General features: G+C 64.1%; 23 protein-coding genes. 9 read left to right on the top strand and 14 right to left on the bottom strand.

The window, feature by feature from the left end; all coding sequences use genetic code 11:
- Nucleotides 1–2 precede the first annotated feature (2 nt).
- Nucleotides 3–626, bottom strand: coding sequence for a phosphatase PAP2 family protein (locus tag GJ695_RS22480; protein WP_154368715.1), 624 nt, complete (start codon nt 624–626; stop codon nt 3–5).
- A gap of 228 nt (nt 627–854) precedes the next feature.
- Between GJ695_RS22480 and GJ695_RS22475 the strand changes: the two genes are divergently transcribed.
- On the top strand, nt 855–1,085 hold the full coding sequence (locus tag GJ695_RS22475; protein WP_090192292.1) for a hypothetical protein: 231 nt from the start codon (nt 855–857) through the stop codon (nt 1,083–1,085).
- Between the two features lie 72 nt (nt 1,086–1,157).
- Here GJ695_RS22475 and GJ695_RS22470 read toward each other — a convergent pair whose 3' ends face one another.
- Together GJ695_RS22470 and GJ695_RS22465 are read right to left on the bottom strand one after the other, a co-directional pair.
- Nucleotides 1,158–2,234: an AI-2E family transporter gene (locus GJ695_RS22470; RefSeq protein WP_154368713.1), complete on the bottom strand. Its 1,077-nt coding sequence runs from the start codon at nt 2,232–2,234 to the stop codon at nt 1,158–1,160.
- A gap of 87 nt (nt 2,235–2,321) precedes the next feature.
- Nucleotides 2,322–3,221, bottom strand: a complete 900-nt coding sequence (locus tag GJ695_RS22465; protein WP_154368711.1) for a LysR family transcriptional regulator — start codon at nt 3,219–3,221, stop codon at nt 2,322–2,324.
- A gap of 98 nt (nt 3,222–3,319) precedes the next feature.
- Between GJ695_RS22465 and GJ695_RS22460 the strand changes: the two genes are divergently transcribed.
- Nucleotides 3,320–4,336: a zinc-binding alcohol dehydrogenase family protein gene (locus GJ695_RS22460; RefSeq protein WP_154368709.1), complete on the top strand. Its 1,017-nt coding sequence runs from the start codon at nt 3,320–3,322 to the stop codon at nt 4,334–4,336.
- Here GJ695_RS22460 and GJ695_RS22455 read toward each other — a convergent pair.
- From GJ695_RS22455 to GJ695_RS22430, 6 genes are all read right to left on the bottom strand, one after another.
- Nucleotides 4,333–4,860 (bottom strand): hypothetical protein, encoded by a 528-nt coding sequence (locus tag GJ695_RS22455; protein ID WP_154368707.1) that lies wholly within the window; start codon nt 4,858–4,860, stop codon nt 4,333–4,335. The two genes, GJ695_RS22460 and GJ695_RS22455, sit on opposite strands and share 4 nt — an antisense overlap.
- A gap of 88 nt (nt 4,861–4,948) precedes the next feature.
- Nucleotides 4,949–6,148, bottom strand: coding sequence for an alanine transaminase (gene alaC, locus GJ695_RS22450; protein ID WP_154368705.1), 1,200 nt, complete (start codon nt 6,146–6,148; stop codon nt 4,949–4,951).
- 108 nt (nt 6,149–6,256) lie between these two features.
- The gene (locus GJ695_RS22445; protein WP_154368703.1) at nt 6,257–6,574 is read right to left on the bottom strand and encodes a hypothetical protein; all 318 of its coding nucleotides are present in this window, start codon (nt 6,572–6,574) and stop codon (nt 6,257–6,259) included.
- Nucleotides 6,575–6,634: 60 nt separating this feature from the next.
- Nucleotides 6,635–6,919, bottom strand: coding sequence for a hypothetical protein (locus tag GJ695_RS22440; protein WP_154368701.1), 285 nt, complete (start codon nt 6,917–6,919; stop codon nt 6,635–6,637).
- Between the two features lie 54 nt (nt 6,920–6,973).
- The gene (locus GJ695_RS22435; RefSeq protein ID WP_154368700.1) at nt 6,974–7,828 is read right to left on the bottom strand and encodes an EamA family transporter; all 855 of its coding nucleotides are present in this window, start codon (nt 7,826–7,828) and stop codon (nt 6,974–6,976) included.
- Between the two features lies 1 nt (nt 7,829).
- On the bottom strand, nt 7,830–11,192 hold the full coding sequence (locus GJ695_RS22430; RefSeq protein ID WP_154368697.1) for a DUF748 domain-containing protein: 3,363 nt from the start codon (nt 11,190–11,192) through the stop codon (nt 7,830–7,832).
- Nucleotides 11,193–11,245: 53 nt separating this feature from the next.
- On the opposite strand from GJ695_RS22430, the gene GJ695_RS22425 reads away from it, so the two are divergent.
- Both GJ695_RS22425 and GJ695_RS22420 read left to right on the top strand, forming a co-directional pair.
- Entirely contained in the window at nt 11,246–12,385 is a 1,140-nt protein-coding gene (locus tag GJ695_RS22425; protein ID WP_154368695.1) for a pyridoxal phosphate-dependent aminotransferase, read from the top strand.
- Between the two features lie 2 nt (nt 12,386–12,387).
- A complete protein-coding gene (locus tag GJ695_RS22420) occupies nt 12,388–13,590 on the top strand; it encodes a serine hydrolase domain-containing protein (RefSeq protein WP_154368693.1) in 1,203 nt (400 codons plus the stop codon).
- Nucleotides 13,591–13,596: 6 nt separating this feature from the next.
- On the opposite strand, the gene GJ695_RS22415 is transcribed toward GJ695_RS22420, so the two are convergent.
- The 4 genes from GJ695_RS22415 to paoA are packed head-to-tail and all read right to left on the bottom strand — an operon-like array spanning nt 13,597 to nt 17,655.
- Nucleotides 13,597–13,812 carry a hypothetical protein gene (locus GJ695_RS22415; protein ID WP_154360008.1) on the bottom strand — a complete coding sequence of 72 codons (216 nt, stop codon included), beginning with the start codon at nt 13,810–13,812 and terminating at the stop codon, nt 13,597–13,599.
- Nucleotides 13,813–13,854: 42 nt separating this feature from the next.
- Nucleotides 13,855–16,047, bottom strand: coding sequence for an aldehyde oxidoreductase molybdenum-binding subunit PaoC (gene paoC / locus GJ695_RS22410; protein WP_154368691.1), 2,193 nt, complete (start codon nt 16,045–16,047; stop codon nt 13,855–13,857).
- Nucleotides 16,048–16,051: 4 nt separating this feature from the next.
- Entirely contained in the window at nt 16,052–17,005 is a 954-nt protein-coding gene (locus GJ695_RS22405; RefSeq protein WP_154368688.1) for an FAD binding domain-containing protein, read from the bottom strand.
- Complete coding sequence (gene paoA, locus GJ695_RS22400; RefSeq protein WP_154368686.1) at nt 17,002–17,655, bottom strand: aldehyde dehydrogenase iron-sulfur subunit PaoA; 654 nt, start codon at nt 17,653–17,655, stop codon at nt 17,002–17,004. The genes GJ695_RS22405 and paoA overlap by 4 nt, the downstream gene beginning before the upstream one ends.
- Nucleotides 17,656–17,759: 104 nt before the next feature.
- On the opposite strand from paoA, the gene GJ695_RS22395 reads away from it, so the two are divergent.
- Genes GJ695_RS22395 through GJ695_RS22385 form a run of 3 tightly spaced genes read left to right on the top strand, consistent with a single transcriptional unit; the run spans nt 17,760 to nt 19,922 of the window.
- Complete coding sequence (locus GJ695_RS22395) at nt 17,760–18,173, top strand: hypothetical protein (RefSeq protein ID WP_154368684.1); 414 nt, start codon at nt 17,760–17,762, stop codon at nt 18,171–18,173.
- A 28-nt stretch (nt 18,174–18,201) separates the two neighbouring features.
- On the top strand, nt 18,202–18,777 hold the full coding sequence (locus GJ695_RS22390; RefSeq protein WP_154368682.1) for a TetR/AcrR family transcriptional regulator: 576 nt from the start codon (nt 18,202–18,204) through the stop codon (nt 18,775–18,777).
- A complete protein-coding gene (locus tag GJ695_RS22385; protein WP_154368680.1) occupies nt 18,774–19,922 on the top strand; it encodes an SGNH/GDSL hydrolase family protein in 1,149 nt (382 codons plus the stop codon). The genes GJ695_RS22390 and GJ695_RS22385 overlap by 4 nt, the downstream gene beginning before the upstream one ends.
- On the opposite strand, the gene GJ695_RS22380 is transcribed toward GJ695_RS22385, so the two are convergent.
- Nucleotides 19,906–21,750 (bottom strand): hybrid sensor histidine kinase/response regulator, encoded by a 1,845-nt coding sequence (locus GJ695_RS22380; protein ID WP_154368678.1) that lies wholly within the window; start codon nt 21,748–21,750, stop codon nt 19,906–19,908. The two genes, GJ695_RS22385 and GJ695_RS22380, sit on opposite strands and share 17 nt — an antisense overlap.
- Nucleotides 21,751–21,867: 117 nt before the next feature.
- On the opposite strand from GJ695_RS22380, the gene GJ695_RS22375 reads away from it, so the two are divergent.
- Nucleotides 21,868–23,940 carry an ATP-binding protein gene (locus tag GJ695_RS22375; protein WP_154368676.1) on the top strand — a complete coding sequence of 691 codons (2,073 nt, stop codon included), beginning with the start codon at nt 21,868–21,870 and terminating at the stop codon, nt 23,938–23,940.
- A gap of 91 nt (nt 23,941–24,031) precedes the next feature.
- Entirely contained in the window at nt 24,032–26,395 is a 2,364-nt protein-coding gene (locus tag GJ695_RS22370; RefSeq protein ID WP_208023398.1) for a TM0106 family RecB-like putative nuclease, read from the top strand.
- The last annotated feature ends 11 nt before the right edge of the window (nt 26,396–26,406 follow it).

The raw sequence follows: 26,406 nt of genomic DNA, 5'->3' as shown, positions 1-26,406 counted from the left end.
GTTTATACTGTTTTACCCTCGCGCCGGCGGCGCAGCGTGGAGATGGCGGTGATGCAGACGGCCAACCAGGCGACGCTCTCCGCCATGGCCGCCAGCACATCGCTGACATAGTGCGCGCCCAGATAGACGCGGCTGAATGCCACCAACAATACCATCATCAGGCACCCTGCGACTGTTCCCAGGCGCACACTCCACGCCGGCCGGGCGATCACCAGGTAGCTGGCCAGCAGGCCGTAGAAGCAGGTGGCGGCCGTGGTGTGGCCGCTGGGGAAACTGTAGGTGGCCAGGGTCACCAGCGGTTCCTCGAACACCGGCCGCGCACGCTGAAAGAAGAATTTCAGCGCCACATTCAGCACCATCCCGCCCGGCACGGCGAAGGCCAGCGCCAGCAGCCAGTAGCGCGCCTGCGCCCGCCACAGATACCAGGCCAGGCCGCAGAACAGCACGATCATGCCCGCCACCGAGTGCACGGCCGAGATCGCATACATCAGGCTGGTGAGCGGTTCGACGGCGTGGGCGTTGAACCAGTGCGCCACCTGCACGTCCAGCACGGTGATGGCGTCCTGCCCCATCACCGCCTCCGCCAGTTCATGGAATACCAGCCCGGAAACCAGCAGCAGCGCCATGCCCACGGTCAAATGTAAACCGAACTCGTCGCCCGGAGACAGTCTTGCCTCCACGAAATTACGCAATTTGCTGAAAATTTGGTCCTCCGTGCCCGACCGCCGATGAAGTTGGCGTAAAAACTACGAAATAGCGAATTTACTGTTTATTTACACAGTACCTGTTTATTCATACAGTAGTTATGCTATTCTGAACTCCTCGTTAAACACATCTCCAACAAAGGAATTGTCATGAGCACTCTGAATAGCAGCTATGGTTCCCGTTTCGGCCTGGAATACCTCCCTACGTCCTTCATGGTCCGTATGGGCAAGCGCGAAATGATGGTGTGCCGTGACTTCCGCAAGCGCTTCTACGCGGTGAACCCGATCATGGAATGCGACACCGGCGTGCAGGCTGGCCATCTGGAAGTGCTGCTGTTCCGTCGCTGGCTGCTGATCCTGTCGAAGTCGAAGGCGCATTAATGGTTGCCGGTGCCAGTTGCCTCACCCAGTCGCACGACAGGCCGGCCGATGCCGCAGCCTCGTTGGCGCTCCTCACCTGGGTGTGGCAACTGGCGAGCCGACATCCCCATGATGGGACTGGGCTTCATGCCACAGCGTTACAAACAGAACCATCACCACCGGACCGATAAACAGTCCGATCAGGCCCAGGGTTTCCACCCCGCCCAGGATACCGAACAGTACGGCCAGGAACGGCAGCTGCGTCGCATTGCCGATGATGCCGGGCCGTACAAAGTGATCCGCCACGAACAGCACCGCCATGCCCCACCCCGCCACCGCAATGGCGGCTGGAATGGCGCCGCCGACGGCCAGCACAATGGCGGCGCTGACAAACGCCAGCGGTGCGCCGAAGGGAATGATGGCCAGGATGCCGGTCGCGGCCGCCCATAACGCGGCGGACTTCAGCCCGGTCAGCCAGTAGGCAATGCCGATCAACACGCCTTCCGCCAGACCAACCAGCACCAGGCCGTTGACGGTGGCGCGGATCGCGGTCGGAATTTTTTCCGAATACCGCGACCAGCGCTGCTCGCCGAACCAGCGGCTGCCGATGTTCATGATCTGGCGGTTCAGCACTTCGCCGTCCTTGTAAAAGAAGAACAGGCACAAAAACGCCAGACCGAAATCCACCAGCCGGTGCATGAAGCCGACGCCGGCCACCTTGATGATGTCGCTGGCCGAATGGAAGCCGTTGATTTCGCGGTCGGAGAACAAATGCGACAGACCGTGCGGCTGGCTCAGTGTCGCCTGCCACCATTCCGCGATCGAATCGCCGATGACCGGCAGGTGGGCGACAAAGTCCGGCACCGGAACGCCGTCGGTATTGGCGCTGACGATGTAGTTGGCCAGTTCCGGCGCCTGCCGCGCGGCCTGCGCCGCCCCCAGCAACACCGGCACGATGAAGATCGCCGCCACCAGCAAGGTCAGCAAGGCAGCGGACAGGATGCTGTGGCCGATGCGGGCGCGCAGCCGCAAGTACATCGGCCAGGTTGCCACGCATAAAATACCGGCCCACACCAGCGGCGGGAAGAAGCGCTGCATCACGAACGCCGCCAGGACGATCAGCGTCAGGGAAAAGATGGCGCTGAGGATATCGCGCTGGCTTTCGGTCATTTCTCTCTCCCGGTCATTTTTTATTAGCGCTATGGTAAGCGCATTTTGTCGCGGCGCAACCACACCGTAGGCTGATTTCAGGTGTCCTTAAGCTTTCTCGCACTGCGCGCGCAGGAAGTCGCGCAGTTGCAGGACCGTGGGCGTGATCTGTGCGCGGTGCATGCACAGCATGTTGAGCGGCGTCGGCTCGCCCAGCATGTCGGGCAGCAGCACCTGCAGCCGGCCGGCGCGGATGTCGTCGCTGAGGTCGAGCCGCGATTTGTAGGCGATGCCGACGCCAGCCACTGCCCAGCGCCGCACCACGTCGGCGTCATCGGCGCTGCGGTTGCCGTTGACGCGCACCACCTCCGGCGCCGCCTGGGCGTCGCGATAGAAACTCCAGCGGTCGTGAATCACGTCGTCCAGCATGAAGCGCAGGCAGTTGTGCTGCGCCAGGTCGTCCAGCGAAGCGAGCTTGCCGTGGCGCTTGATGTACTCCGGCGAAGCGACCAGCACGCGGCGGTTTTCCGGCGCCAGCGGCAGGGCGATCAGGCTGGAATCCTCCTGCGGGCCGTAGCGGATGGCGATGTCGATCGGCTGTCGGTACATGTCCGACACGCGGTCGCTGATGCCCAGTTGCAGCACCACCTTGGGATACTGCGCCTGGAACTGGTCCAGCCAGCCGACCACCATATTCCGGCCGAGGTCGGACGGCATGGAGATTTTCAGCGTGCCGCCCAGCGTTTCCTTACCCTGGATGAGCGCGTCATGCCCCTCCTTCAGCAGGCGCAGCGCTTCGCGCGCATGACGCAGATAATGCTCGCCCTCCTCCGTCAGGCGCAGCGAGCGCGTGGTGCGGGCAAACAGACGCAGCTTCAGTTCGCCTTCCAGCCGCTTGACGGCGGAACTGGCCAGGGCCGGCGAAATCTCCAGTTCGCGCGCGGCTGCCGACAAGCTGCCGTGGTCGGCAGTGCGGACAAACACGTTCAGATCGTCAAAACGCAGCAATTTTCGTCATTCCTTTGAAAGAGTTTCGCCCCAGGGCGCTTTTTTCGCGCCTGAAAACAAAATATGATACCTGCATCATAACCACACCGGAGCATTCCATGAAAGCCATTGCTTACCGTAAGTCTCTCCCTATCGAAGATGCCGAATCGCTGATCGACGTTGATCTGCCGGCGCCACAGGCCAGCGGCCGCGACCTGCTGGTGGAAGTGCGCGCCATTTCCGTCAATCCGGTGGACACCAAGATACGCCGCAATGTGGCGCCGGCCGACGGCCAGACCAAGGTGATCGGCTGGGATGCGGCGGGCGTGGTGAAAGCGGTCGGTCCTGACGTCACCCTGTTCAAGGTCGGCGATGAAGTCTGGTATGCGGGCGATCTGACCCGCGCCGGCACCAACAGCGAACTGCACCTGGTGGACGAACGCATTGTTGGCTTCAAGCCGAAAAACCTGGATTTCGCCCAGGCCGCCGCGCTGCCGCTGACCACCATCACCGCGTGGGAACTGCTGTTCGACCGTCTGGCGGTGAGCCGCGACGCCGGCGCCACCCAAGGCAAGTCGCTGCTGGTGATCGGCGCGGCTGGCGGCGTGGGATCGATTCTGGTGCAACTGGCGCGCCAGTTGACCGGCCTGACCATCATCGGCACCGCTTCGCGTCCGGAAACCGGCGAGTGGATCAAGCAGCTGGGGGCGCATCACGTGATCGACCACAGCAAGCCGCTGAATGAAGAGATCGCGCGCCTGGGCCTGCCGCCGGTGACCTACGTGGCATCGCTGAACCAGACCAATCACCATTGGCCGGCGATCAGCGAGCTGGTGGCGCCGCAGGGCAAGGTCGCGCTGATCGACGACCCGGCCGCCATCGACGTGCGCACGCTGAAGCGCAAGAGCGTGTCGCTGCACTGGGAATTCATGTACACGCGCTCGATGTTCCAGACCGACGACATGCAGCAACAGCATCAGCTGCTGAACGACGTGGCCACGCTGGTGGAAACCGGCGCGGTGAAGACCACGCTGGCGGAACGCTTCGGCAAGATCAACGCCGAGAACCTGAAGCGCGCGCATGCCCTGCTGGAAAGCAATCGCGCCAAAGGCAAGATTGTTTTGGAAGGCTTCTAAGCCCTTGCTGCATGGGCCGTGGCGGCATCCGCCTGGGCCCGCAGCAGCGCCAGCACCGCGTCGTCGTGGCGCGTCAACGCTTCCTGCATGCGGCTGGCCGAGGCGCAGGAAGCGTCCAGAATTTCCATGAACGCGGTCTGGCGCCGCTTCAGCGCGGCCGAGTCATAGCCCAGCTGGTCGAACATGCGGCCGATGTCCTCGCAATAATCGCGCAGTTCCAGCATCGTGCCCTTGGTGTATTCAATATCGGTGCGCATGCTGCGGTCCAGGTCCAGCATCTCCATCTTTTCCTGCGCCACCGGCGACGCTGCGCAGATGGCCGGTCCCCAACGGTCGAACTTGCCGCGTATGCGTTTGATGCGCGCGATTTTCTGATCCAGCATGCGACAGTAATGCCAACTCAGCCACCACACCGGCAGGCGCGCGACAAAGCGCGGCAGGCCCGCCGTATTCAGATTGCGCTCAAGTTTTTGGACAGCGGCGACCAGGCGGCGCGCGCTGGCTCCGGTGGGAAGGTGGGACATGACGGTAGCTCCTCTGAGGGTCCAGTGAGCTACAGTAGCCGCCGCATCAAACACGGGATTTGATGCGGCTTAAACTGGATGCGGATTTTTATGTCGAAGTTTTACGCAACATTGCCTTGATGCCACGCAAACCCTGGCGGATGCGGGCTTCGTTCTCGATCAGGGCAAAGCGCACGTACTCGTCGCCATACTCGCCGAAGCCGATGCCCGGCGAGACGCAGACCTTGGCCTCGGCCAGCAGCAGCTTGGCGAATTCCAGCGACCCCAGATGGCGATACGCGTCCGGAATGCGCGCCCAGATGTACATCGAGGCTTTCGGCTTGTCGACCGGCCAGCCGGCTTCGACCAAGCCTTTGTGCAGCACATCGCGCCGGCTCTGGTATTGCGCGCAGATCTCGCTGACGCAGCTCTGGTCACCCTCCAGCGCGGCGATCGCCGCCACCTGCACCGGCGTGAAGCTGCCGTAGTCGTGATAGCTCTTGATGCGCGCCAGCGCCGCCACCAGTTCCTTGTTGCCGACCATGAAGCCGACGCGCCAGCCGGCCATGTTGTAGCTCTTGGACAGCGTGAAGAACTCCACCGCGACGTCGCGCGCGCCCGGCACCTGCATGATGGACGGCGCTTTCCAGCCGTCGAACACGATGTCGGCATAGGCCAGGTCGTGCACTACCAGGATGTTGTGCTGCCGCGCCAGCGCTACCACGCGCTCGAAGAATTCCAGCTCCACGCACTGCGCGGTGGGGTTCGATGGGAAGCCGAGGATCATCATCTTCGGCTTCGGATAGCTTTCGCGCACCGCACGTTCCAGCTCGTCGAAAAAATCGACGCCGGGCGTCATGCGCACCGAGCGGATATTCGCGCCGGCGATCACCGCGCCCCAGATGTGGATCGGGTAGCTGGGATTGGGCACCAGCACGGTATCGCCCTGGTCCAGCGTGGCCAGCATCAGGTGTGCCAGGCCTTCCTTGGAGCCGATGGTGACGATGGCTTCCGAGTCCGGATCGAACTCGACGTCGTAGCGCGTCTTGTACCAGCGCGAGATGGCGCGGCGCAGGCGCGGAATGCCTTTGGAGGCCGAGTAGCCGTGGGTGTCGGGCCGTTGCACGGTGTCGACCAGCTTGCTGACGATGTGCGGCGGCGTGGCGCCGTCCGGATTGCCCATCGACATATCGATGATGTCTTCGCCGCGACGGCGCGCCGCGAGCTTGAGCTCGGCGGTGACATTGAAAACGTAGGGAGGCAGGCGATCGATGCGCGCAAAGCTGCGCGGAGTTTGGGTGTCAGTCATGGATATCTCACGTAAGCGCCCGGAACCGTCCGAGCGACGTCGATGCAGATGCATCGGGATCGATACTAGACGATCCCGTCCATGTCTGGCAAGGGGCTTACCTCAACTTCAGGCGGCGGCTTGTTTTTCCTGTTCGCTGAACCACTCGAACAAAATCAGGCCGATGATGGACGCCACCGGCATGAACAGTATCGAGATGACGACCCACAGCACCGGCGAACGATCAAGCCGCTTGGCTGCCATGGCGATGAAGAACAAATGCAGCACCAGGCAGACGAAAATTCCCATGCCGGCGGCGATGATCAGCAGCAGTGACTGGCTGGTGTACTTGAACATCGGCGGCAGGAACGACGCCACGCTGATCATCCACAGTACCAGCGTGACGGTGGCAGCGGCGATCGGTTGTTGAGCACGAGCGACTTGCATAGCACCTCCATAAAGAAGCGCTTATGCTGCCATGAACTCGTTGCAAAAGCAATAAGTCTGCTATTTGTAGGCGGGAACCTGGACGACAATCGGCGTCGGCGGAGCCGGCGGCGCTTTGGGTACGGCGTTGTTCAGTACAAAAGTCATGACAGTGATCGCCGCGACGGCCGAGCCGAAAATCATGCCGACCACCCATTTGATGATGGTCGCGCTCATCTCTGCCAGATCAGCCTTGGTGACCATATTGGCCTCAATGTGATCCAGCCGCGTTTCTATCTTCGACAAACGTTCGATAACGTTGACGAACATTTCGTCGTGCTTGTCAAGGCGGGCTTCGATATCCATGACGATTCATCCTACGCCGCGTCCGGCGGCTCAGGCAAGCTGAACCGGTTTGAGTTAGCGCAAGGATGTGAGCGCGGAGGCGGTAACGATGGCGGCGATGGCCAGCCATTGCGTCAGTGTCAGTTGCTCGCCCAGCACCACCATGCCGGCCAGCGCACTGAGCGCCGGTGCGGCGCTGCTGAACATGCTGAAGGTGCGCGACGACAGCGTGCGCATCGACACCATTTCCAGCGTGTATGGCACCGCGCTGGACATCAACGCAATCGCCACACCAACCAGCAGAAGCGAAGGCGTCAGCAACAGCGCGCCGGCATGCGCCACGCCAATCGGCACAATGAACAGCGACGCCGCCAGCATGCCCCACGCCACCGACTGCCCGCCCGACATGGCCGACACGCGCTTGCCGTAGACGATGTACAAGGCCCAGCACACCGCCGCCGCTGCCGCATAGGCGACACCCACCGGGTCCAGCTGATCGACGTGGCCATGAATCGGCAGCAGGAAATACAAGCCCACCGCTGCCAGGCCCACCGCCACCAGATCGCGCGGACGATGCGAGGACAGCACCGCCACCGTCAGTGGCCCCGCCACCTCGATCGCCACCGCCACACCCATCGGAATCCGGCTGAAGGCGCGATAAATCATCAGGTTCATCAGCCCGATCACCGAGCCGTAGATGGCGACGTTGACCACCTGCTTGACGGTCAGCGGCGTGCGCCACGGACGGAAGATCAGCAGCATCACCAGCGCCGAAATGCCGACGCGATACGCCGTCACACCCTCCACGCCGATTCTCGGGAACAGATGCTTGGCGATCGCCGCCCCGACGTTCAGCGACAGCTGGCTGCATAGCAGCGCCAGCCCCGCCAACAGGGGATTGCCGGCGGGATGCTTATCCGATTCGGTCATCTTATTTCGCCGCCAGTTCCAGCTTCACGGCGACCGGCTTGCCGGCTTCGCTCTCCGCCGCGACCGGCGCGGCCGCCGTCGCCGCGGCGCCAGCTTCCTTCAGCACTGCGACGATTGCTGCGGCACGTTGCGCGCCCAGTTGCGGCAACGCGTCCTTGGCCAGCGGCTGATTCTTCTCCAGGCGCGCCTGCAGGTCGCCATAAAACGCCGTCGCGTCCGCCACCTGCGGCTCGCCCTGCACCATCTTGCCCAGACGTTGCAGCACCGGCAGCTTCTTCTGCGCGGCGCCCGCGTCGGCAGCGCCGTTGGCGGTTTCGGCGGCCTTCTTCAGCTTGTCCAGTTCCGGCGCGCCGAAGCGTTCAGCGTACAGGTCACGCAATGCGGTGCGCACCTTGCGCTGACCGATATCCAGCGGACCTGGCTGCTCGCCGGCAGCCAGCTTGATGTCGGCCTTGGCCAGCACCGCTCGGCGCAGCGCTTGCTGACGCAGGGCCGCGCCATCATTGGCCTCGCTGTACAGGCCCGGTACGGACAGCTTCAGCTCCGGTTTCTTCTGCAAAATCTTGGCGACCTGCGCCAGCTTCTCACGCTCCGGCGGCAGCACGATATCGCTGCCGGCATCGAACTCCACCGCTTCCAGCTTGTCGCCGCTGACGCCGAACAGATTGCCCAGCGCGCGGAACGGCGACGTCACGATCCTGGTCATGATGTTGCCGATCGCCTTCCACACCACCGCGCCATAGCTGAACGACGGATCGTTCATATTGCCCGACACAGGCACGCCCAGGTCGATACGGCCGTTGCTGTCCTTGAGGATGGCCAGCGCCAGTTCCAGCGGCAGCTTGAGCGCATCCGGGCTATCGATGCGTTCGCCCAGCGTCAGGTTGTCGAGCACCACCTGATTGTTGCCTTCCAGCTGGTTGTTGCGTACCTTGTATTGCAAGTCCAGCGAGATCTTGCCTTCGGCGATTTTGTAGCCGGCAAACTTCATGCTGTATGGCGAAGCGGACACCATGTCGATATTCTTGAACACCACGTTCAGATCGGTGTTGTCGGCTGGCGCAAACGGATTCAGCTGGCCGCGCACGCGCGCCAGGCCGTAATCGTCGACACGACCATCAAGCTCGATCTGGCTGCGCGCATCGCGCTTGGATGACAGGCCGGTGATCACGCCGTTCAGCTCATAAATCTTGGCGCCGAATTGCGGACGCAGGCTCAAGTCGGTGAAGTCCAGCTTGGCATCCTGCAAGCGCACGCGGCGCACACGGACCGGGAACGGTTCGCTGGCCGTCGCAGCCGTTTGCGCGCCAGGAGCCGATGGCGCGGCCGGCTGTTCCACCAGCAGGCGCTGGGCATTGAAGCTGCGGTCGTTTTCGATCATCAGAATCGCATTCGGCTGCACCACGCGCAGCTCGGCCACATCCAGCAGGTCCGGTTTCAGGCTCAAGACCAGCTTGTCGGCGCCTACCGATTTCCAGTGGGCGAAGCGGTCGTTGTCCAGTTCGTTCAGCGACAGTTCGGCCACTTCGAACGAGCCGTCGTAGCGCAGCGATGGATCGTTCTTGCTGCCGCCGGCGCCGGTGCGCAAGCGGCCTTGCGCGTTGATGGCGCCATCGGCGATCTTCAGCTTGACGTATTTGCCCAGCAGCGGTTGCACCGGCGCCAGCGCCAGCTTGGTCAGTTTCAGGTCGGTGTCCACCGCGCCGCTGGCCGGCACCACTTTGCCCTTGGCGACCAGTTGGCCGCCTTCACGCAGGCCGACGCCGCCTTCGAACGCCAGCGGCTTTTTCAGGTCGGTGCCGGCGTCGCGCACTTTCAGGTTGAAGTCCTGCAGATTGATCTTGATGCCGGTGCTGGCATCGTCAAAGCGCGCGCCGAACTTGTTCAATTCGACAGACTTGACGTTTGCGCTCCACGCCGGCGTGTCGGTGCTCGCCGAAGCCGGGGCGGCCGCGTTGCTGCCCGACTTCGGCAGTGCGTTCAGGAACAGGAACTTGCCCTTGGCGTCGCGCGACAGATCCAGCTGGCCGCCATCCGCATACAGGCGTCCGACGCTGGCCTTGCGCGCGTCCAGATCCAGCGTCGCCTCCTCGAAGCCGATACGCGACAGCTTCAACGGCGCTTGCGAACCGCTGTTCAGCGACAGGTTATCCATCGAAAAATCGGCATCGGCGATATTCAGTTTCGCGCCATCCAGCTGCAAGGCCAGTTTCAGCTTGGCGTTGTCGGTACTGACCTTGAGTGCCGGACTGACCGTCTGATCGAAATAGCTGACAGCCACCGCATCCAGGCCAATCTGCTTGAATTGCAGCTTCCAGCCGCCATCCTTGGCCGGCGCAGGCTTGGCCGCAGCGGGCGCAGCCGGCGTCGGCAGCATCAGATTGGCGACATCCAGCTCTCCCACCGCATCACGCCGCACCGCCAGCGCGCCGCCGTTCAGTTGCAGGCTGCCGACCAGCACCGACTGCTTCAGCAAGTCCACGCCCACGTCGCCGACGATCAGCTGCTTCAGCTTCACAAACGGCGCATCGTCGCCACGTTTCAGCGACAAATCGCTCAAGGTCAGGCCGGCGCCGCTCAGGTTCGCATTCAGCTTGCCATCCTTGTAGCCGAACTGGTACGGCAGATTGGCCGACAGCTTGCCATCCGCCACCACGATGCGCGAAAACGACTTCAGATATGTCGCAATGCCCGGCAAGGCCACCTTGTCCAGCGTCAGCACGCCGCTGCCGCTGATCGGATTGACCGCAGCGACACCTTTCCAGTGCAGCTTGCCGCCGAGTCCGGCATCCGCACTCAACGTGTAGTCGCCGTTCTCGTCCGGTAGCGTGCTCAGGTTATTTAGCGCAAAGGTGATGGGCGTAAAAGTATCGTCGTAACCGGCGTGCTTGTCGTGCATGGCGACCTTGCCGCCGTCGAGTGCGAAATGCTCGATGATCAGGCGCGGCATGCCGCTATCCTTGTCGTCCTTCTTGTGCTTGTCCAGCGTCGCCAAAAACTCGGCGATATTGAACTTGCCATCCTTGGCAATCGCCAGCTGCACCGCTGGCTGCGTGATGCGGATCTCGGCAAAACTGAAGGCGCGGCGGAACAGCGAACGCCATTGCATCTCCACCGCCAGGCCGCCGACCGCGAACAACGGCGCGCCATCGGCCTCGGTCAGGCGCACATCCTGCGCTTCCAATCGCAGCGTGAAAGGATTGAAGCTGAGCTGACCGATGCTGGCCTTGCGCTCCAGTTCGGTCTCGGCATACTTGGGCAGCTGGCTTTTGATCACGCTCGGCAACAGCCAGGCCCCCGCCAATGCATACACACCGACGGCGCTCGCCGCACCTATGCCCCACCGTTTCCAACGTATTGCCATACCCAGCCAGCCTTCACTATTTTTATGTAACAAGCAACAGTATAATCGATGCCATGAAAGCCGAACTCGAACCCTTCCACGCCATCGCCATCAGCAAACAGGCTCACGCCCTGAAAGCCGAGGGGCGCTCGATCATCCACATGGAATTTGGCCAGCCGTCCACCGGCGCGCCGAAGACCGCCATCGCCAGGGCGCACGCCGTGCTGGACGCCGAAAGCATGGGCTACTGGGAAAGCGCGCCGCTGAAACAGCGGCTGGCGCAATTCTACGACGAACGCTACGGCGTAAAAGTCGATGCCGACCGCTTCATCCTGACCTGCGGCGCCTCGCCGGCGCTGGTGCTGGCGCTCAGTTCGATGTTCTCGCCGGGCGATCGCATCGCCATGGCGCGTCCCGGCTACGTGGCCTACCGCAACACGCTGAAGGCGCTGCACATGCAGCCGGTGGAAATCGCCTGCGGCGCCGAGGTCGGCTTTCAGCTGACCGCCGCCGCCCTGGCCGCCGTCGAGCCGGCGCCGCAAGGCGTCATCATCGCCTCGCCCGCCAATCCGACCGGCACACTGATCAAGGCCGACGAGCTGAAGGCCATCACCGAAGTCTGTCGCGCACGCGGCATCCGCATCATTTCCGACGAGATTTACCACGGCCTGAGCTACGTCGAGCCGGCGCAAACCATCCTCGCCCACGAACCGCAGGCGCTGGTGGTCAGCAGCTTCTCGAAATATTTCAGCATGGCCGGCTGGCGCCTGGGCTGGCTGCTGGCGCCGCAAGAGCATGTCGAACGCGCGCAAGCCTATTGCGGCAACCTGTTCCTGACCGCGCCGTCATTAAGCCAGCACGCCGGCCTGGCCGCCTTCGACGCGCTCGATGAACTGGACGGCCACATCAGCGTCTACCGCGAAAACCGCCGCCTGCTGCTGGCCGCGCTGCCCGAGCTGGGCCTGACCACGGTGGCGCCGCCCGATGGCGCGTTCTACATCTACGCCAGCATCGCCCACCTGACCGACGACAGCCTGGCCTTCTGCAAGCGCCTGCTGCAAGACACGGGCATCGCCAGCGCACCCGGCATCGATTTCGACCCGGTCGACGGTAAATATTTCATCCGATTCAGCTTTGCCGTCTCCACGGCGGAAATCGAAGAAGCCATCCGCCGCCTGAAACCCTGGTTCGCGGCCCAATCCAGAAAGGTCTGACCATGCGCCTCTCCTCCCTGCCCCGCTACGCTGCTTTGATTGCCGTTGTGATGCTTGGAGGATGCGCTACCCAGCCGCCGGCCGAGCAGGCGCTAGACGCCGAAATGCAGCGCCTGATGAGCGCCGCCAAAGTCCCTGGCCTGGCCGTGGCCGTCATCAAGGACGGCAAGGTCAGCTACACCCAGGCCTACGGCTACGCCAACGTCGAAAAGCAGCAACCGCTGCGCACCGACACCATCATGTACGCCGCCTCGCTCACCAAGGCCGTGTTCGCCTACACGGTGATGCAGCTGGTGGACGAAGGCGTCCTATCGCTGGATGCGCCGCTGCCCACGCTGCTGAACAAGCCGCTGCCCGATTATCCGAAATATGCCGACCTGAAGGACGATCCGCGCTGGCAGCTACTGACGCCACGCATGCTGCTGTCCCACACCAGCGGCCTGCTCAACTGGCGCTACATCAACGATAACGGCAAGCTTGATTTCAAGTATCCGCCCGGCAGCCGCTACGTCTATTCCGGCGAAGGCCTGAACATCCTGCAAATCGCGGTGGAAGAACGCACCGGCATCGCGCTGGAAACGCTGATGCAACAGCGCGTGTTCGACCGCTTCGGCATGCGCGACACCAGCATGGTCTGGCGCGACGATTGGGCCGGACGCGAAACCACCCACTACGGCAAGGACGGCACCGTTATCCCGCACAAGCGCCGCAGCGATGCGCGCGCGGCCGGCTCCATGGACACCACCATCGGCGACTATGCCGCCTTCATGGCCGGCGTGCTGCGCGGCGAAGGCTTGTCGCCGGCCTCGTACAAGGAAATGCTGTCGCCGCAGATGGCCATCGTCTCGCTGCAACAGTTCCCTTCGCACTGGCCGGGCGACACCGACTTGTGGCGCGGCATCGGCTTGTCGATCGGCCTGGGCTGGCCGCTGTACAACTCGCCGATGGGACCGGCGTTCTTCAAGGAGGGAGCGGACGATGGCACCAACAACTTCGCGCTGGGCTTCCGTCAGCAGCGTGACGGCATCGTGTTGTTGAGCAACAGCTCGAATGGGAACAGCATGTTCCTCCCCGCCGTAGAGTATGTCTACGGCAAGACTTGCCTGCCGTGGTTCTGGATGAACTACATCCCCTACGACAAGCCGGAACTGATGGGTTTGAACATGCGGAAACACCCGGTGCTGAGCGCCGGGTGTGGCCGTTGAGTCAGGCTATTGCTCGGTCATGCCGCGCAGGTTTTCGATATCGGCCACCGCATGTCGCCAGGCGATTTCCGGATCGTAGACCGGCGCTGACTGCAGACCCAGCTGTATATCCTTGAGCACTTTGTTGCCCAGGGATATCTTGTAGCGCAGCGCCGTGTACTCCACGTCGTAGGTCTGTTTCAGACCTTGCTTACGGGTATAAGTTTCGTGAGAAGCAGGCATATATCCTCCTTGTTCAAAACGTCTGAACAGGATAGCACCAACTCACACTTCCGGCATTTTTGCGATCAGCTTATCGAGCGTGATCGGATAATCGCGCACCCGCACGCCGGTGGCGTTGTAGACCGCGTTGGCCACCGCCGCCCCCACGCCGCAAATACCCAGCTCACCCACGCCCTTGGCTTTCATCGGTGAAGAGATCGGATCGGTCTCGTCGAGGAACACCACTTCCTGGTGCGGAATGTCGGCATGCACCGGCACTTCATAGCCAGCCAGGTCGTGATTGACGAAGAAACCGGCGCGATGGTCAACCACCAGATCTTCCATCAGCGCCGCGCCGACGCCCATGGTCATGGCGCCGATTACCTGACTTCGCGCCGATTTCGGATTCAGGATACGGCCCGAGGCGCACACCGCCAGCATGCGCCGCACGCGAATCTCGCCGGTGGCCGCATCGACGCCGACTTCGACAAAGTGCGCGCCGAAGGTCGATTGCTGGTATTTCTTGTCCAGATCGCCGTACTCCATCGTATCCTCGCCCACCAGCTCGCCGTTGGCGGCGGCCTGCGTCAGCGGGAAGGAACGGCCATCGGCACGCACCGCGTTGTTGGCAAATTCGGCTTGCACCGGGTCCAGCCCCAGCTTCTGCGCCGCCAGTTCGCGCAGCTTGACGCAGGCCGCGTACACGCCGGCGGTCGAACTGTTGCCACCCCACTGCCCGCCCGAACCGGCCGAGACCGGGAAATCCGAATCGCCAAGCTTGACCACCACCTTGTTCAGCGGCACGCCCATCATCTCCGCAGCGGTCTGGGCGATGATGGTGTAGCTGCCGGTGCCGATATCGGTCATGTCGGTCTCCACCGTCACCACACCCTGATTATCCAGCCGTACGCGCGCGCCGGACTTCTGCACCATGTTGTTGCGGAAGGCCGAGGCCATGCCGATGCCGACCAGCCAGCGACCATCGCGCATCTTGCCCGGCTGCGGATTGCGCTTGTCCCAGCCGAAGCGCTGCGCCCCGAGACGCAGGCAATCGACAAAGCGCCGCGTCGAGAACTTGCGCTCGCGCTTGGCCGGATCGACCGTGGTGTCGTTGATGATGCGGAAGGTGACCGGGTCCATCTTCAGCTTTTCGGCCATCTCGTCCATGGCGATTTCCAGCGCCATCAGGCCCGGCGCTTCGCCGGGCGCGCGCATGGCGTTGCCCTCGGGTAGGTCGAGCACGGCCAGGCGCATCTTGGTCATGCGATTCGGGCCGGCGTACAGCAGCTGCGTTTGCTGCACGGCGGTTTCCGGTTTGCCGTCCGGCAGATCGCCGGACCAGCTTTCGTGAGCAATGGCGCTGATCTTGCCCTCGCGCGTGGCGCCGATGCGCAGCCGCTGGATGGTGGCCGGCCGGTGCGTGGTGTTGTTCATCATTAGCGGACGCTGCAAGGCCACCTTGACCGGCCGCTGCACGGCCTTGGCGCCCAGCGCCGCCAGCAACGATTCGGCGCGCAGGAACAGCTTGCCACCAAAGCCGCCGCCGATGTATGGCGATACCAGGCGCACGTTTTCCTTGGGAATGCCTAGCGTCTTTGCCATGTCGCCACGGCCCCAGGCGATCATCTGGTTGGCGGTCCACAGCGTCAGCTTGTCGCCTTTCCAGCTGGCGATGGACGCGTGCGGCTCCATCATCGCGTGCGACTGATCGGGCGTGGTGTAGGTGGCGTCCAGCTTGACCGGCGCGGCGGTGAAAGCGCCGTTGAAGTCGCCGACTTTCTTGTCCTTGGCGTCCTTGTCGTCCGGCTCCTTGGCCTTGTCTTTCACCTTGGCCAGGTCGTAAGAGCCCTGCTCCTTGCTGTACTTGACGTTGACCAGCTGCGCGGCGGCGCGCGCCTGCTCGAAGGTCTCGGCCACCACCAGCGCAATCGCCTGGTGGTAGTGCTGGATCTCCGGTCCGCCCAGCAGCTTGGCGGTGTTGAAATCGCCCTTGGTCAGCTTGCCCGCATTGTCGGCGGTGACGATGGCCAGCACGCCCGGTGCGCGCTTGGCGGCGCCGGTGTCGATGGACGTGATGCGGCCCTTGGCAATGCCGGCGCCAACCACGTAGCCGTAAGCGACATTGTCGAACTTGTGCTCGTAGGCGTAAGGCGCGGTGCCGGTGGTTTTGTGCGGTCCATCGATGCGGTCGGTGGCGTGGCCGATGATCTTCAGCTGATCGATGGGATTGGTGGTGGCGGGAGTGGCAAATTTCATGTTGTTAGCCTTTCTTCACATCAGCCAGCACCGAGGCCAGCGTGCGCTGCACCAGCGGCACCTTGAACGCGCTTTCGGCGCTCGGCTTGGCGCCGGCCAGCAATTGTTCGGCAACGGCCTTGGCGCCTTGCGGCATGCTGGCATCGGCGGCCGGCACGCGCCACGGCTTATGGGCGACGCCGCCCAGGGCCACGCGGCCGCTGCCGTCCGGCAGTACCACGGCGGCTACCGAGATCAGCGCGAAGGCATACGAGGCACGGTCGCGCACCTTGCGGTAGACGTGCACGCCGCCCAGCGGCTTGGGCAGGACGACGCCGGTGATCAGCTCGCCCGGCATCAGGGCGTTCTCCACGTTGGGCGTGCTGCCTGGCAGCCGGTGGAAGTCGGCAATCGGAATGGTGCGCGTGGCGCCGTCGGGCTTGACGGTCTCCACGGTGGCGTCCAGCAGCTGCATGGCGACCGCCATGTCGCTCGGATGCGTGGCGATGCAGGCGTCGCTGGCGCCGAGGATGGCGTGGTTGCGGCTGTAGCCGCCGATGGCAGAACAGCCGCTGCCCGGCTGCCGCTTGTTGCACGGCTGGTTGGTGTCGTAGAAATACGGGCAGCGCGTGCGTTGCAGCAGGTTGCCGGCGGTGGTGGCCTTATTGCGCAGCTGGGCCGAGGCGCCGGCCAGCAAGGCGCGCGACAGCACGGCGTAATCGCGGCGGACGCGCTGGTCGGCCGCCAGGTCGGTGTTGCGCACCAGCGCGCCGATGCGCAGGCCGCCGCCGGAAATGGCTTCGATCTTGTCGAGCGCCAGGCCGTTCACGTCAATCAGATGTTGCGGAGTTTCAATCTCCAGCTTCATCAGGTCCAGCAGATTGGTGCCGCCGGCGATGAACTTGGCGCCGGGCGTGCGCTGTGCCGCTGCGGCGGCCTCGGCGGGCGACTGTGCGCGCTGATAGGTAAAGGCTCTCATGCCGTTCTCCCCGCCACCTCGGTGATCGCATCGATGATGTTGGAGTAGGCGCCACATCGGCAGATGTTGCCGCTCATGCGTTCGCGCAGTTCGGCTTCGTTCAGCAGCGGCTTGGCGTTCAGGTCGACGCTGACATGGCTCGGGATGCCTTGCTTGATTTCGTCCAGCACGGCGACGGCGGAACAGATCTGTCCCGGCGTACAGTAGCCGCATTGGTAGCCGTCGTGCTTGACGAAGGCGGCCTGCATCGCGTGCAGGTTGTCGGGCGTGCCGAGGCCTTCGATGGTGGTGACTTTGCCGCCTTCGTGCATGACGGCCAGCGTCAGGCACGAATTGATGCGACGGCCATCGACCATCACCGTGCAGGCGCCGCACTGGCCGTGGTCGCAGCCTTTTTTGGTGCCGGTGAGATGCAGATGTTCACGCAAGGCATCGAGCAGCGTGGTGCGCGTGTCGACTTCCAGTGTCTGCTGTTTGCCGTTGACCTGGAAAGTGAATTTGGTGATGGAAGGTGGTGGCGTGGTTGCAGGTGGGGCTGTTGCGGACTGGGCTTCCGCCGCTCGCAGCGGCATCGCTGTTGTCGTTGCGGATAGCGCACCTGCAATCAATAAATTACGCCGAGAAACACTGATATCGCTAAGATCGTTCATGTCGTCGCATCCTCTTGCCTGTAGGGGTAGACCTTATAGTAAAGGCGTTACGACTTCAGGTTAAACACGATTGACACGCTCGGCGCGGAGCGCAAAATGACTAAATGGGAACCTACATCAACGCCAGGCTGGAAGCGGCGATCGAGAGAATGAACGGCGAAGCCCGCGCGCACCAAATCGCAACGGACGCCCGCTTGAAGGAACTCAACCAAACAATCGAGCACGGCCTGTCGTCAATGAATACCCGAATCACCCAAGCGGAAAATAATTTCCAGCATGGTTTGCAGTCCGTTCGGGAAGAAGTCAACACCAAGCTCGCGCAAATGGAAACCAACTTCCACCGCAGCCTGAACGACGCCATTAAATGGATGATCGGCACAATGGTTGGCTTGACGGCAATCTCGGTCACCGTCACGTCAGTCCTATTTCTTCGCCTCGCACCGAAAGACGATGTTACTGCGCGCCCAACCGCACAATTTGTCGCAAAAATTGACAAACCTAATCACATTAGGAAATAATCATGCCATATTAGTTTATGGTTAGATTATGCCCCGAATTGGATTAACGCCCGACCAGCTGGTCGATGCGGCAGCCGCGCTGGCCGATGAGATCGGCTTTAGCGCGCTGACGCTCACGGAACTGGCGCGACGCTTCGACGTCAAGGTCGCCAGCCTGTATGCGCACATCAAGAACGCCGACGACCTCAACACGCGCGTCGCCCTGCTGGCCCTGAACAAACTGGCCGACCGCGCCGACGAAGCCGCCGCCGGCCGCGCCGGCAAGGACGCGCTGGTCGCCGTCGCCAACGTCCACCGCGACTTCGCCCGCGCCCATCCCGGCCTGTTCGAAGCCGCCCGCTACCGCCTGCAAGCGCCGCTGCCGGAGAACAACGGCGGCATCCGCATCTCCCGCGTCACCCGCGCCATCCTGCGCGGCTACGCCCTCAACGACACCGAAGCCACCGATGCCATGCGCCTGCTCGGCAGCGTCTTCCTCGGCTACCCGATGCTGGAACTGGCCGGCAGCTTCAGCCACAGCCAGCCCGATGCCCAACACTCCTGGCTGCGCAGCCTCGACGCGCTCGACGCCATCCTCAAGAACTGGCCCAAGGACACCCAATGATCCACCACAACCTCATCCACGGCGCAGTCGACATCGAACAAACCGCAGACGGCCTGCTGCCCTACCGCCTGCCCGCATGGGCTCGCGCGCAATGCCCGGACCCGCAACTGGCGATGGCCGCCGCCCAGCCATCCGGCGTGCGCCTGGTGTTTCAAACGACAGCGACAAGCATCGAACTCGACACGCTGCCCACCAAGCGCGCCTACGCCGGCATGGCGGCACGGCCGGACGGCGTGTACGACCTGTACATCGACGGCAAACTGTTCCGCCAGGTCAGCGCAGCCACCGGCAAGACCATGCACATCAACATGGCCACCGGCGCCTCCACTATCACGCCGGGCACGCCGCAGACACTGCACTTCAGCGATCTGCCCACCGGCGACAAAACCATCGAGATCTGGCTGCCGCACGACGAAACCACCGAACTGGTGGACCTGCGCGCCAACGCCGCCATCACGCCAACCACCTCCGGCAAGCGCCGCTGGCTGCATCACGGCAGTTCGATCAGCCAAGGCTCGAATGCGGCCAGCCCTTCCGGCATCTGGCCAGCCGTCGCGGCGCGCCAGGCCGGCATCGACCTGATGAATCTCGGTTTCGGCGGCAACGCCCTGCTCGATCCGTTCACCGCGCGCACCATGCGCGACCTGCCGGCCGACCTCATCAGCGTAAAAATGGGGATCAATCTGGTCAACACGGACCTGCTGCGCCTGCGCGCCTTCGTTCCTGCGGTGCACGGCTTCCTGGACACCATCCGCGACGGCCATCCGACCACACCGCTGCTGCTGATCTCGCCGGTGTATTGCCCGATCCACGAAGACACGCCCGGCCCCTGCCTGTTCGACCTGCCGGCGTTGAGCGAAGGCCGCCTGCTGTTCCGCGCCGCCGGCAGCCGCAGCGACATCCGCCAGGGCAAGCTGACGTTGCGCATCATCCGCGAGCAACTGCAAGCCATCGTCAAGCAGCGACAGGCGAACGATCCCAAGCTGCACTACCTGGACGGCACTGAACTCTACGGCGCGGCCGACAACGCCCGCCTGCCGCTGCCGGACGAACTGCATCCGGACGCGGCCACGCATCAGCTCATCGGCGAGCGCTTCAACCAGCTGGCCTTCGCATCCGGTGCATTTGTCAGGAACGCTTGCTGATGCCGCCGCCCATCGCCACGATCGACTTCAGCAGCGCGTCTTCCACGTCGCGCAGCGTGACCGGCTTGGTCAGGTGATGGTCCATGCCGGCGTCGCGGCTGCGCGCACGGTCCTCCTCCATGCCCCAGCCGCTTAAGGCGATGAGATAGGTATCGCGTAGCGCCGGCTCGGCCCGTAACAAACGCGCAAGATCGAAGCCGTTGAGATGCGGCATGCCCAGGTCCAGCACCGCGATCTCGGGCAGGAACGCAAGCGCCGCCGCCATCGCCTTCGGCGCCTCGGTCACCACGCTGGTCACGTGGCCCAGCTCCTGCAACAGCAGCGACAGCGTTTCGGCGGCATCCTCGTTATCATCGACAATCAGGATGCGCAGCGCGCGCGCTTTCGCCGGCGCGCCATCGCTACCGTCGTCCTCCGCCACGTTCGTCGTGGACGCCATGATCGGCAGCCGCAGCGTGAACACGGCGCCCGGCTTGCCGCCGGCACTTTCGACCTCGACGCTGCCGTCGTGCATCTCCGCCAGCCGTTTCGCCAGCGCCAGGCCGACGCCAAGGCCGCCCTTGGAGCGTTCGGCCGAGCCATCCACCTGCGTGAACAATTCGAAGATGCGCGGCAGCATGGCCGCCGGAATGCCGATGCCGCTATCGATCACGCGCACCACCACCTCATCGCCAATCACCTCCGCGACCAGTTCGATATCGCCGCCCGGCGGCGTGTACTTGGCCGCGTTGTTGAGCAGGTTGCTGATGATCTGCGCCACGCGGGTCATGTCGGCATTCAGCCAGACCGCCGTGCCGGGCAGCGTGATGGTGAAACGGTGATTGGCCGCGCTGATCAGCGGCCGGCTGGTTTCCACCGCGCTGTCGATCACCGCGCTCAGCTGCACCCGCGCACGCTTCAAGTTCACCATGCCGCGCGAAATGCGGGATACGTCAAGCAGGTCGTCGATCAGGTGCACCATGTGATGCAGCTGGCGCTCCATCATCGGCAACACGCGCTGCGCCTGCTCGGGCTTGCCGATCTTCAGCACCGCCAGGCCGTTGCGGATCGGCGCCAGCGGATTGCGCAACTCGTGCGCCAGCGTGGCCAGGAATTCATCCTTGTAGCGGTCCGCCTCCACCAGCTTGCGCGCGTGGTGCTGCAAGGCTTCGGCGGCGGAATTGCGCTCGATCAGGTCGGCCGCCTGGCGCGCCACGATATCGATCAGGCGCAGGTCGCGCTCCTGCGGCTCATGGCTGCGCGTCCAGTGCGTGGTGATCATGCCGACCAGGCGGCCGCTGCGCGTCAGCAACGGCGTCGACTGCGCCGCGCGCACGCCGGCGGCGCGGAAGGCGATCAGATCGTCGCTGCCGGAGATGTCGCCCCAGGACTCGAAATCCGGCACCACCACCCGCTGCGACTTCAGCAGCGCGTGGCCGCAGGTGGTGGCGCGGCCGGGATGCACCCATTGCCAATAGCTGACCGCTTCATCGTTCAGGCCGCGCGTGGCGATCAGTTGCAGCTCGCCGCGCGCTTCGTCGTAGCGCTGGATGCTGCCGAAATCGGAACGCATGATCAGCGTGGCGGCATCCACCAGTTTCTGGAACAGCTCGCCGACATTGTGCTCGTCCACCAGCATGGCGCTGATGCCGTGCAGCAGGCGCGCGTCTTCCAGCTCGGCTTCCAGTTGCAGCTGGATCTCGTCGCGCATGCGCAAGGCGTGTTCCAGCTCGCGCTTCTGCGCCTCCACCACGGCCAGCGCCTGGCTCAGTTCAGCGGTACGTTCATCGACGCGCTGTTGCAGCGCAGAGTCAGGGCGATCCTGGTTTCCGGTATGTTGGGCGTCCATATTCTTCAGTATTGCGATTCGTTGTACGGTTCTCAAGCCCTATTATGCATCATGCATTTGCTGCGACATGTTCTGTCGCAACGCCTTGGACAATGCTCTCCTCACCAAGGAGAACAGATGACGCAATGTCTTACCGAATCGCCTTCCCTGACCGATCTGTGGCTGCTGCGCATCCTTGTACCGCTGGGCGGTCATAAGGCGCTGCTTGCCCGTAACGCTTTTTCCAACGAGGCCGTGGCGCGCGCGGCCGGCCTGGGCCGGTGGCTCGATGACGACGAATGCGATTTCGATGCCGCCGCCATCCGCGACCAATTGCGGCAGGCGCATCGCGCGGCCGAAGCGCGGCGCGACGGCGCGACCACGCCGGCGGTCCTGACGGCCAACATGACGCGGCTGGCGGCCCTGGTCGACCTGTCGCCCAGCGACTGCCGCATCCTTGAATTCGCCATCCTGCTGCACAGCGACCGCATTCTCGACGACTGCGCCGACACGCTTGGCGCGGTCGATCCGCTGCGGGTGGCCGACACGCTGGCCCACCTGCTGGCGCTGGAAGCGGACGACGTGCACGCCTCGCTCAGCCCACAGGGCGTGCTGGCCAAGTCCGGCCTGCTGGCGCTCGACGCCAACGCCGGCTTTCACCTGGGCCAGCGGCTCGACCTGCCGACCAGCCATTTCGCCAACCATATCGTGGCCTACGACGCCCATCCGCTGACGCTGCTGCGCGACACCATCGGCCTCAGCGATCCGCCACGGCTGACGCTGGCCGACTTTGGCCACCTCCAGCAGGCGCTGGCCATTTTGCGGCCCTATCTTGCGCAGGCGCTGGCGGCCGCGCGCGCCGGCGTCAACGTGTTCATCCACGGCGCGCCGGGCACCGGCAAGACCGAACTGGCGCGCGCCCTCGCCGCCGACATCGGCTGCGAGCTGTTCGAAGTGGCCAGCGCCGACGCCGAAGGCGATCCCGTCAACGGCGAACGGCGCCTGCGCGCCCACCGCGCCGCACAGCATTTCTTTGGCCGGCGCAACGCCCTGATCCTGTTCGACGAAGCGGAAGACGTGTTCAACAACGGCGACGGCATGGGCGGCCGCAAAAGCATCGCCCAGCGCCGCAAGGCATGGCTGAACCGCACGCTGGAACACAACAAGGTGCCGACGCTGTGGCTGTCGAACGCGATCGACGGCGTCGACCCGGCCTTCCTGCGCCGCTTCGACATGGTGATCGAAATGCCGATCGCGCCGCGCGCCCAGCGCGAGCGCATCGTGCGCGCCGTGTGCGCCGACCTGCTCGACGAGCGCGCCATCGCCCACGTCGCGGCCGCCACGACGCTGGCGCCGGCCGTGGTGAGCCGGGCCGCCGAAGTGGTGCGCAGCCTCGGCGACAAGCTCGACCAGCCGGGCGCCAGCCGCGCGGTGCAATGGCTGATCGATCAATCGCTGCAGGCGCAGGGCCAGGCGCCACTGCGCCTTGGCGACGCCAGCCGCCTGCCGGCCGAATACGACGCCGCGCTGCTCAACGCCGACACCGACCTGCCGCAACTGGCCGACGGCCTGCTGCACAGCCGCTCCGCCCGGCTGTGCCTGTATGGCCCGCCCGGCACCGGCAAGACCGCCTACGCGCGCTGGCTGGCCCAGCACCTGGACCAGCCGCTGATGCTTTACAGCGCCTCGGACCTGATGTCGAAGTGGGCCGGCGACAGCGAAAAGAAAATCGCCGCCGCGTTCCGCGATGCCGAGCGCGAGAACGCCGTGCTGCTGATCGACGAAGTCGACAGCTTCCTGCAGGACCGCGCCCGGGCCCGGCAGTCGTGGGAAATCACGCTGGTCAACGAAATGCTGACCCGCATGGAAGCCTACAGCGGATTGTTCATCGCCTCGACCAACCTGATGGACCACCTCGATCCGGCCGCGCTGCGCCGCTTCGACCTGAAAATCTGCTTCCACTATCTGCGGCCCGAGCAGGCGCAGGCCTTGCTGGAACGCTACTGCGCCAACCTGTTCCTGACCGCCCCGGCGGCCGACGCCGTCGCCCTGCTGCGCCGCCTGCATGCGGTCACACCGGGCGACTTCAGCGCGGTGGCGCGGCAACACCGCTTCCGCCCCCTCGCCGGTGCAACGGCGTTTGTGCAGGCGCTGGCGCAGGAATGCAAGCTCAAGGAAAAGACGGCGGCGGCGATCGGCTTCCTGACCTGAACCGGCCGGGGTGTCATGCGATGTCGCAAAAAAAATTCCAACCAGAAAGATAATCGCTATAATTAATGGATCAATCAAGGCAGGGCACTTCATGCAAAAGTACGATGGCGCTATTGTGTATTCCCCGACCGACCTGACGACCTACGTCGGCAGCCCTTTCGCCAGCTGGATGACGCGCTTTGCGCTGGAACATCCGGACCGCGTGCCGCCGGCCGATGCGCCGGACGGACTGATGACCCTGCTCGCGGAGCGCGGCATCGCGCATGAAACCGCCAAGCTCGCGGCGTTCCGCGCCAGGGGCGACAGCATCGCCGAAATTCCCACCCGCGGGCCGCGCGCGGACCGCGCCGCCGCCACCCTCGCCGCCCTGCGCGGCGGCGCGGACATCATTTATCAGGCCTACCTGGAGTTGCCGCCCTTTGCCGGCGTGGCCGATTTCCTGGTGAAGACGCCGGGCGCCTCGGCGCTGGGCGGCTGGCATTACGAGATCTGGGACACCAAGCTGGCGTCGAAAGTCAAGCCGGATTACCTGCTGCAAATGTGCTGCTACGCCGAGATGCTGGAGACCATCCAGCAGCGCCTGCCCGCCACGCTGACGGTGGCGCTGGGCAGCGCCGAGGACGTGCCGTTCCGCACCGAAAACTACCTGGCTTACTACCAGTGCATCAAGGCCGATTTCCTTGCCGCGCAGGCGCGCTTCGACAGCGCGGCGCAGCCTGACCCGGCCGACTCCGACGACTGGGGCCGCTGGTCCGAGTACGCCGCCGGCCTGTTGCTCGACCGCGATCACTTGGGCCGGGTGGCGACAATACGCAAGAGCCAGATCGGCAAGCTCAAGGCGGCCGGCGTGACCACCCTGCGGCAACTGGCGGAACTGCCGGACGGCTTCGCAGTCAAGGGACTCGACACGGAAACGCTGGCCAGGCTGCGGGCCCAGGCCAGCCTGCAACACCGCAGCGCCGGACAAGCCGTGCCGCTGTATCAGCTGTTGACTACCGAAGGTCAGGGCTTGTGGCTGCTGCCGCCGGCCTCGCCGCAGGATATTTTCTTCGACATCGAAGGTTTTCCGCTGGACAAAGACGGCCTCGAATACCTGTGGGGCAGCACCTATTTCGACGCCGACGGGCAACGCCAGTTCATCGACTTCTGGGCCCACGACGCGGCGCAGGAAAAGCAGTGTTTTGCCGACTTCATCCACTGGGCTTACGCGCGCTGGCAGCGCGATCCCGCCATGCACATCTACCACTATGCGAGCTATGAGATTACCGCCTGCCGGAAACTGATGGGGCGTTACGGCATCTGCGAAATGGAGGTGGACCAGCTGCTGCGGCACAACGTGTTTGTCGACCTGTACAAGGTCGTCAAGGGTGCGCTGCTGGTCGGCGAGCCGCGTTATTCGATCAAGAATGTCGAACACCTGTATCGTCCCAAGCGCAACACGGAAGTGGCCAACGGCGGCGATTCCGTGGTGGTGTACGACGCCTGGCGCAGCCAGTTCGCGCACGACCACGGCGGCCGGCCGCCCACGCCGGATGCCTGGAAAACCGAACCGGTCCTGGCCGACATCCGCGCCTACAACAAGGACGATTGCGACTCCACCCAGGAACTGGTGGACTGGCTGCGCCAACAGCAGCAGGCCAGCGGCATCGTCTTCGCCAACCAGGGCGGCGACGAGGCCGATGCCCCGCAGGCGCCGCCGCCCGTCTCGCCGCTGCGCGCCGCCTTGCAGGCGCGCGCCGCGGCCGACCCGGTGGCGGCAACGCTGGCATGGCTGCTCGAATTCCATCGGCGCGAAAACAAGCCGATGTTCTGGCGCCTGTTCGACCGCCTCGGCAATACCGACAGCGAACTGTTCGACGACCTCGACTGCATCGCCGGCTGCCAGCGCACCGAACGCGCGCCGTTCAAGGGCAAAGCCAGCGAGCGCAATCTCACCTACGAATACCGCTTCGATCCCAACCAGGAATGCAAGGGCCTGACGGGCGACTACTTCGTGCTGGACGCGGCCCAGAGCAAGGTCACGGTGTCCAGCGTCGACACCACGGCCGGACTGCTGCTGCTCAAGGCCAAAGCCGAACCGGCGCCGCGCATCACCTTGATTCCGAATGAGTACATCAATCCGGAACCGATTCCCGGCGCCATCGAACGCGTCGCCCAGCGCTACCTGGCCCACGACGCCGCCGGCGACACCGCCATCCTCGACTTCCTGCGGCGCCAGCCGCCGCGCATCGCCGGCCGCGCGCCCGGCGCCGCCGTGGTCAGCGGCAGCGGCGCCGGGCGCATGGCCGGCATCATCGCGGCGATCTCCGGCCTGCAATCGTCCTGCCTCACGCTGCAGGGACCGCCGGGCACCGGCAAGACCTATACCGCCTCGCACGTGATCGCCGCGCTGATGCGGCAAGGAAAAAAGTCGGCATCAGCAGCAACAGCCATAAGGCCATCAACAACCTGCTGATCCGCAGCGCC

The sequence above is a fragment of the Duganella alba genome, assembly GCF_009674495.1.
GTDB classification, from domain to species: domain Bacteria; phylum Pseudomonadota; class Gammaproteobacteria; order Burkholderiales; family Burkholderiaceae_D; genus Rugamonas; species Rugamonas alba.
Note: the sequence above shows the minus strand (reverse complement) of the source record. Positions and strands in the feature narration are given on the sequence as shown.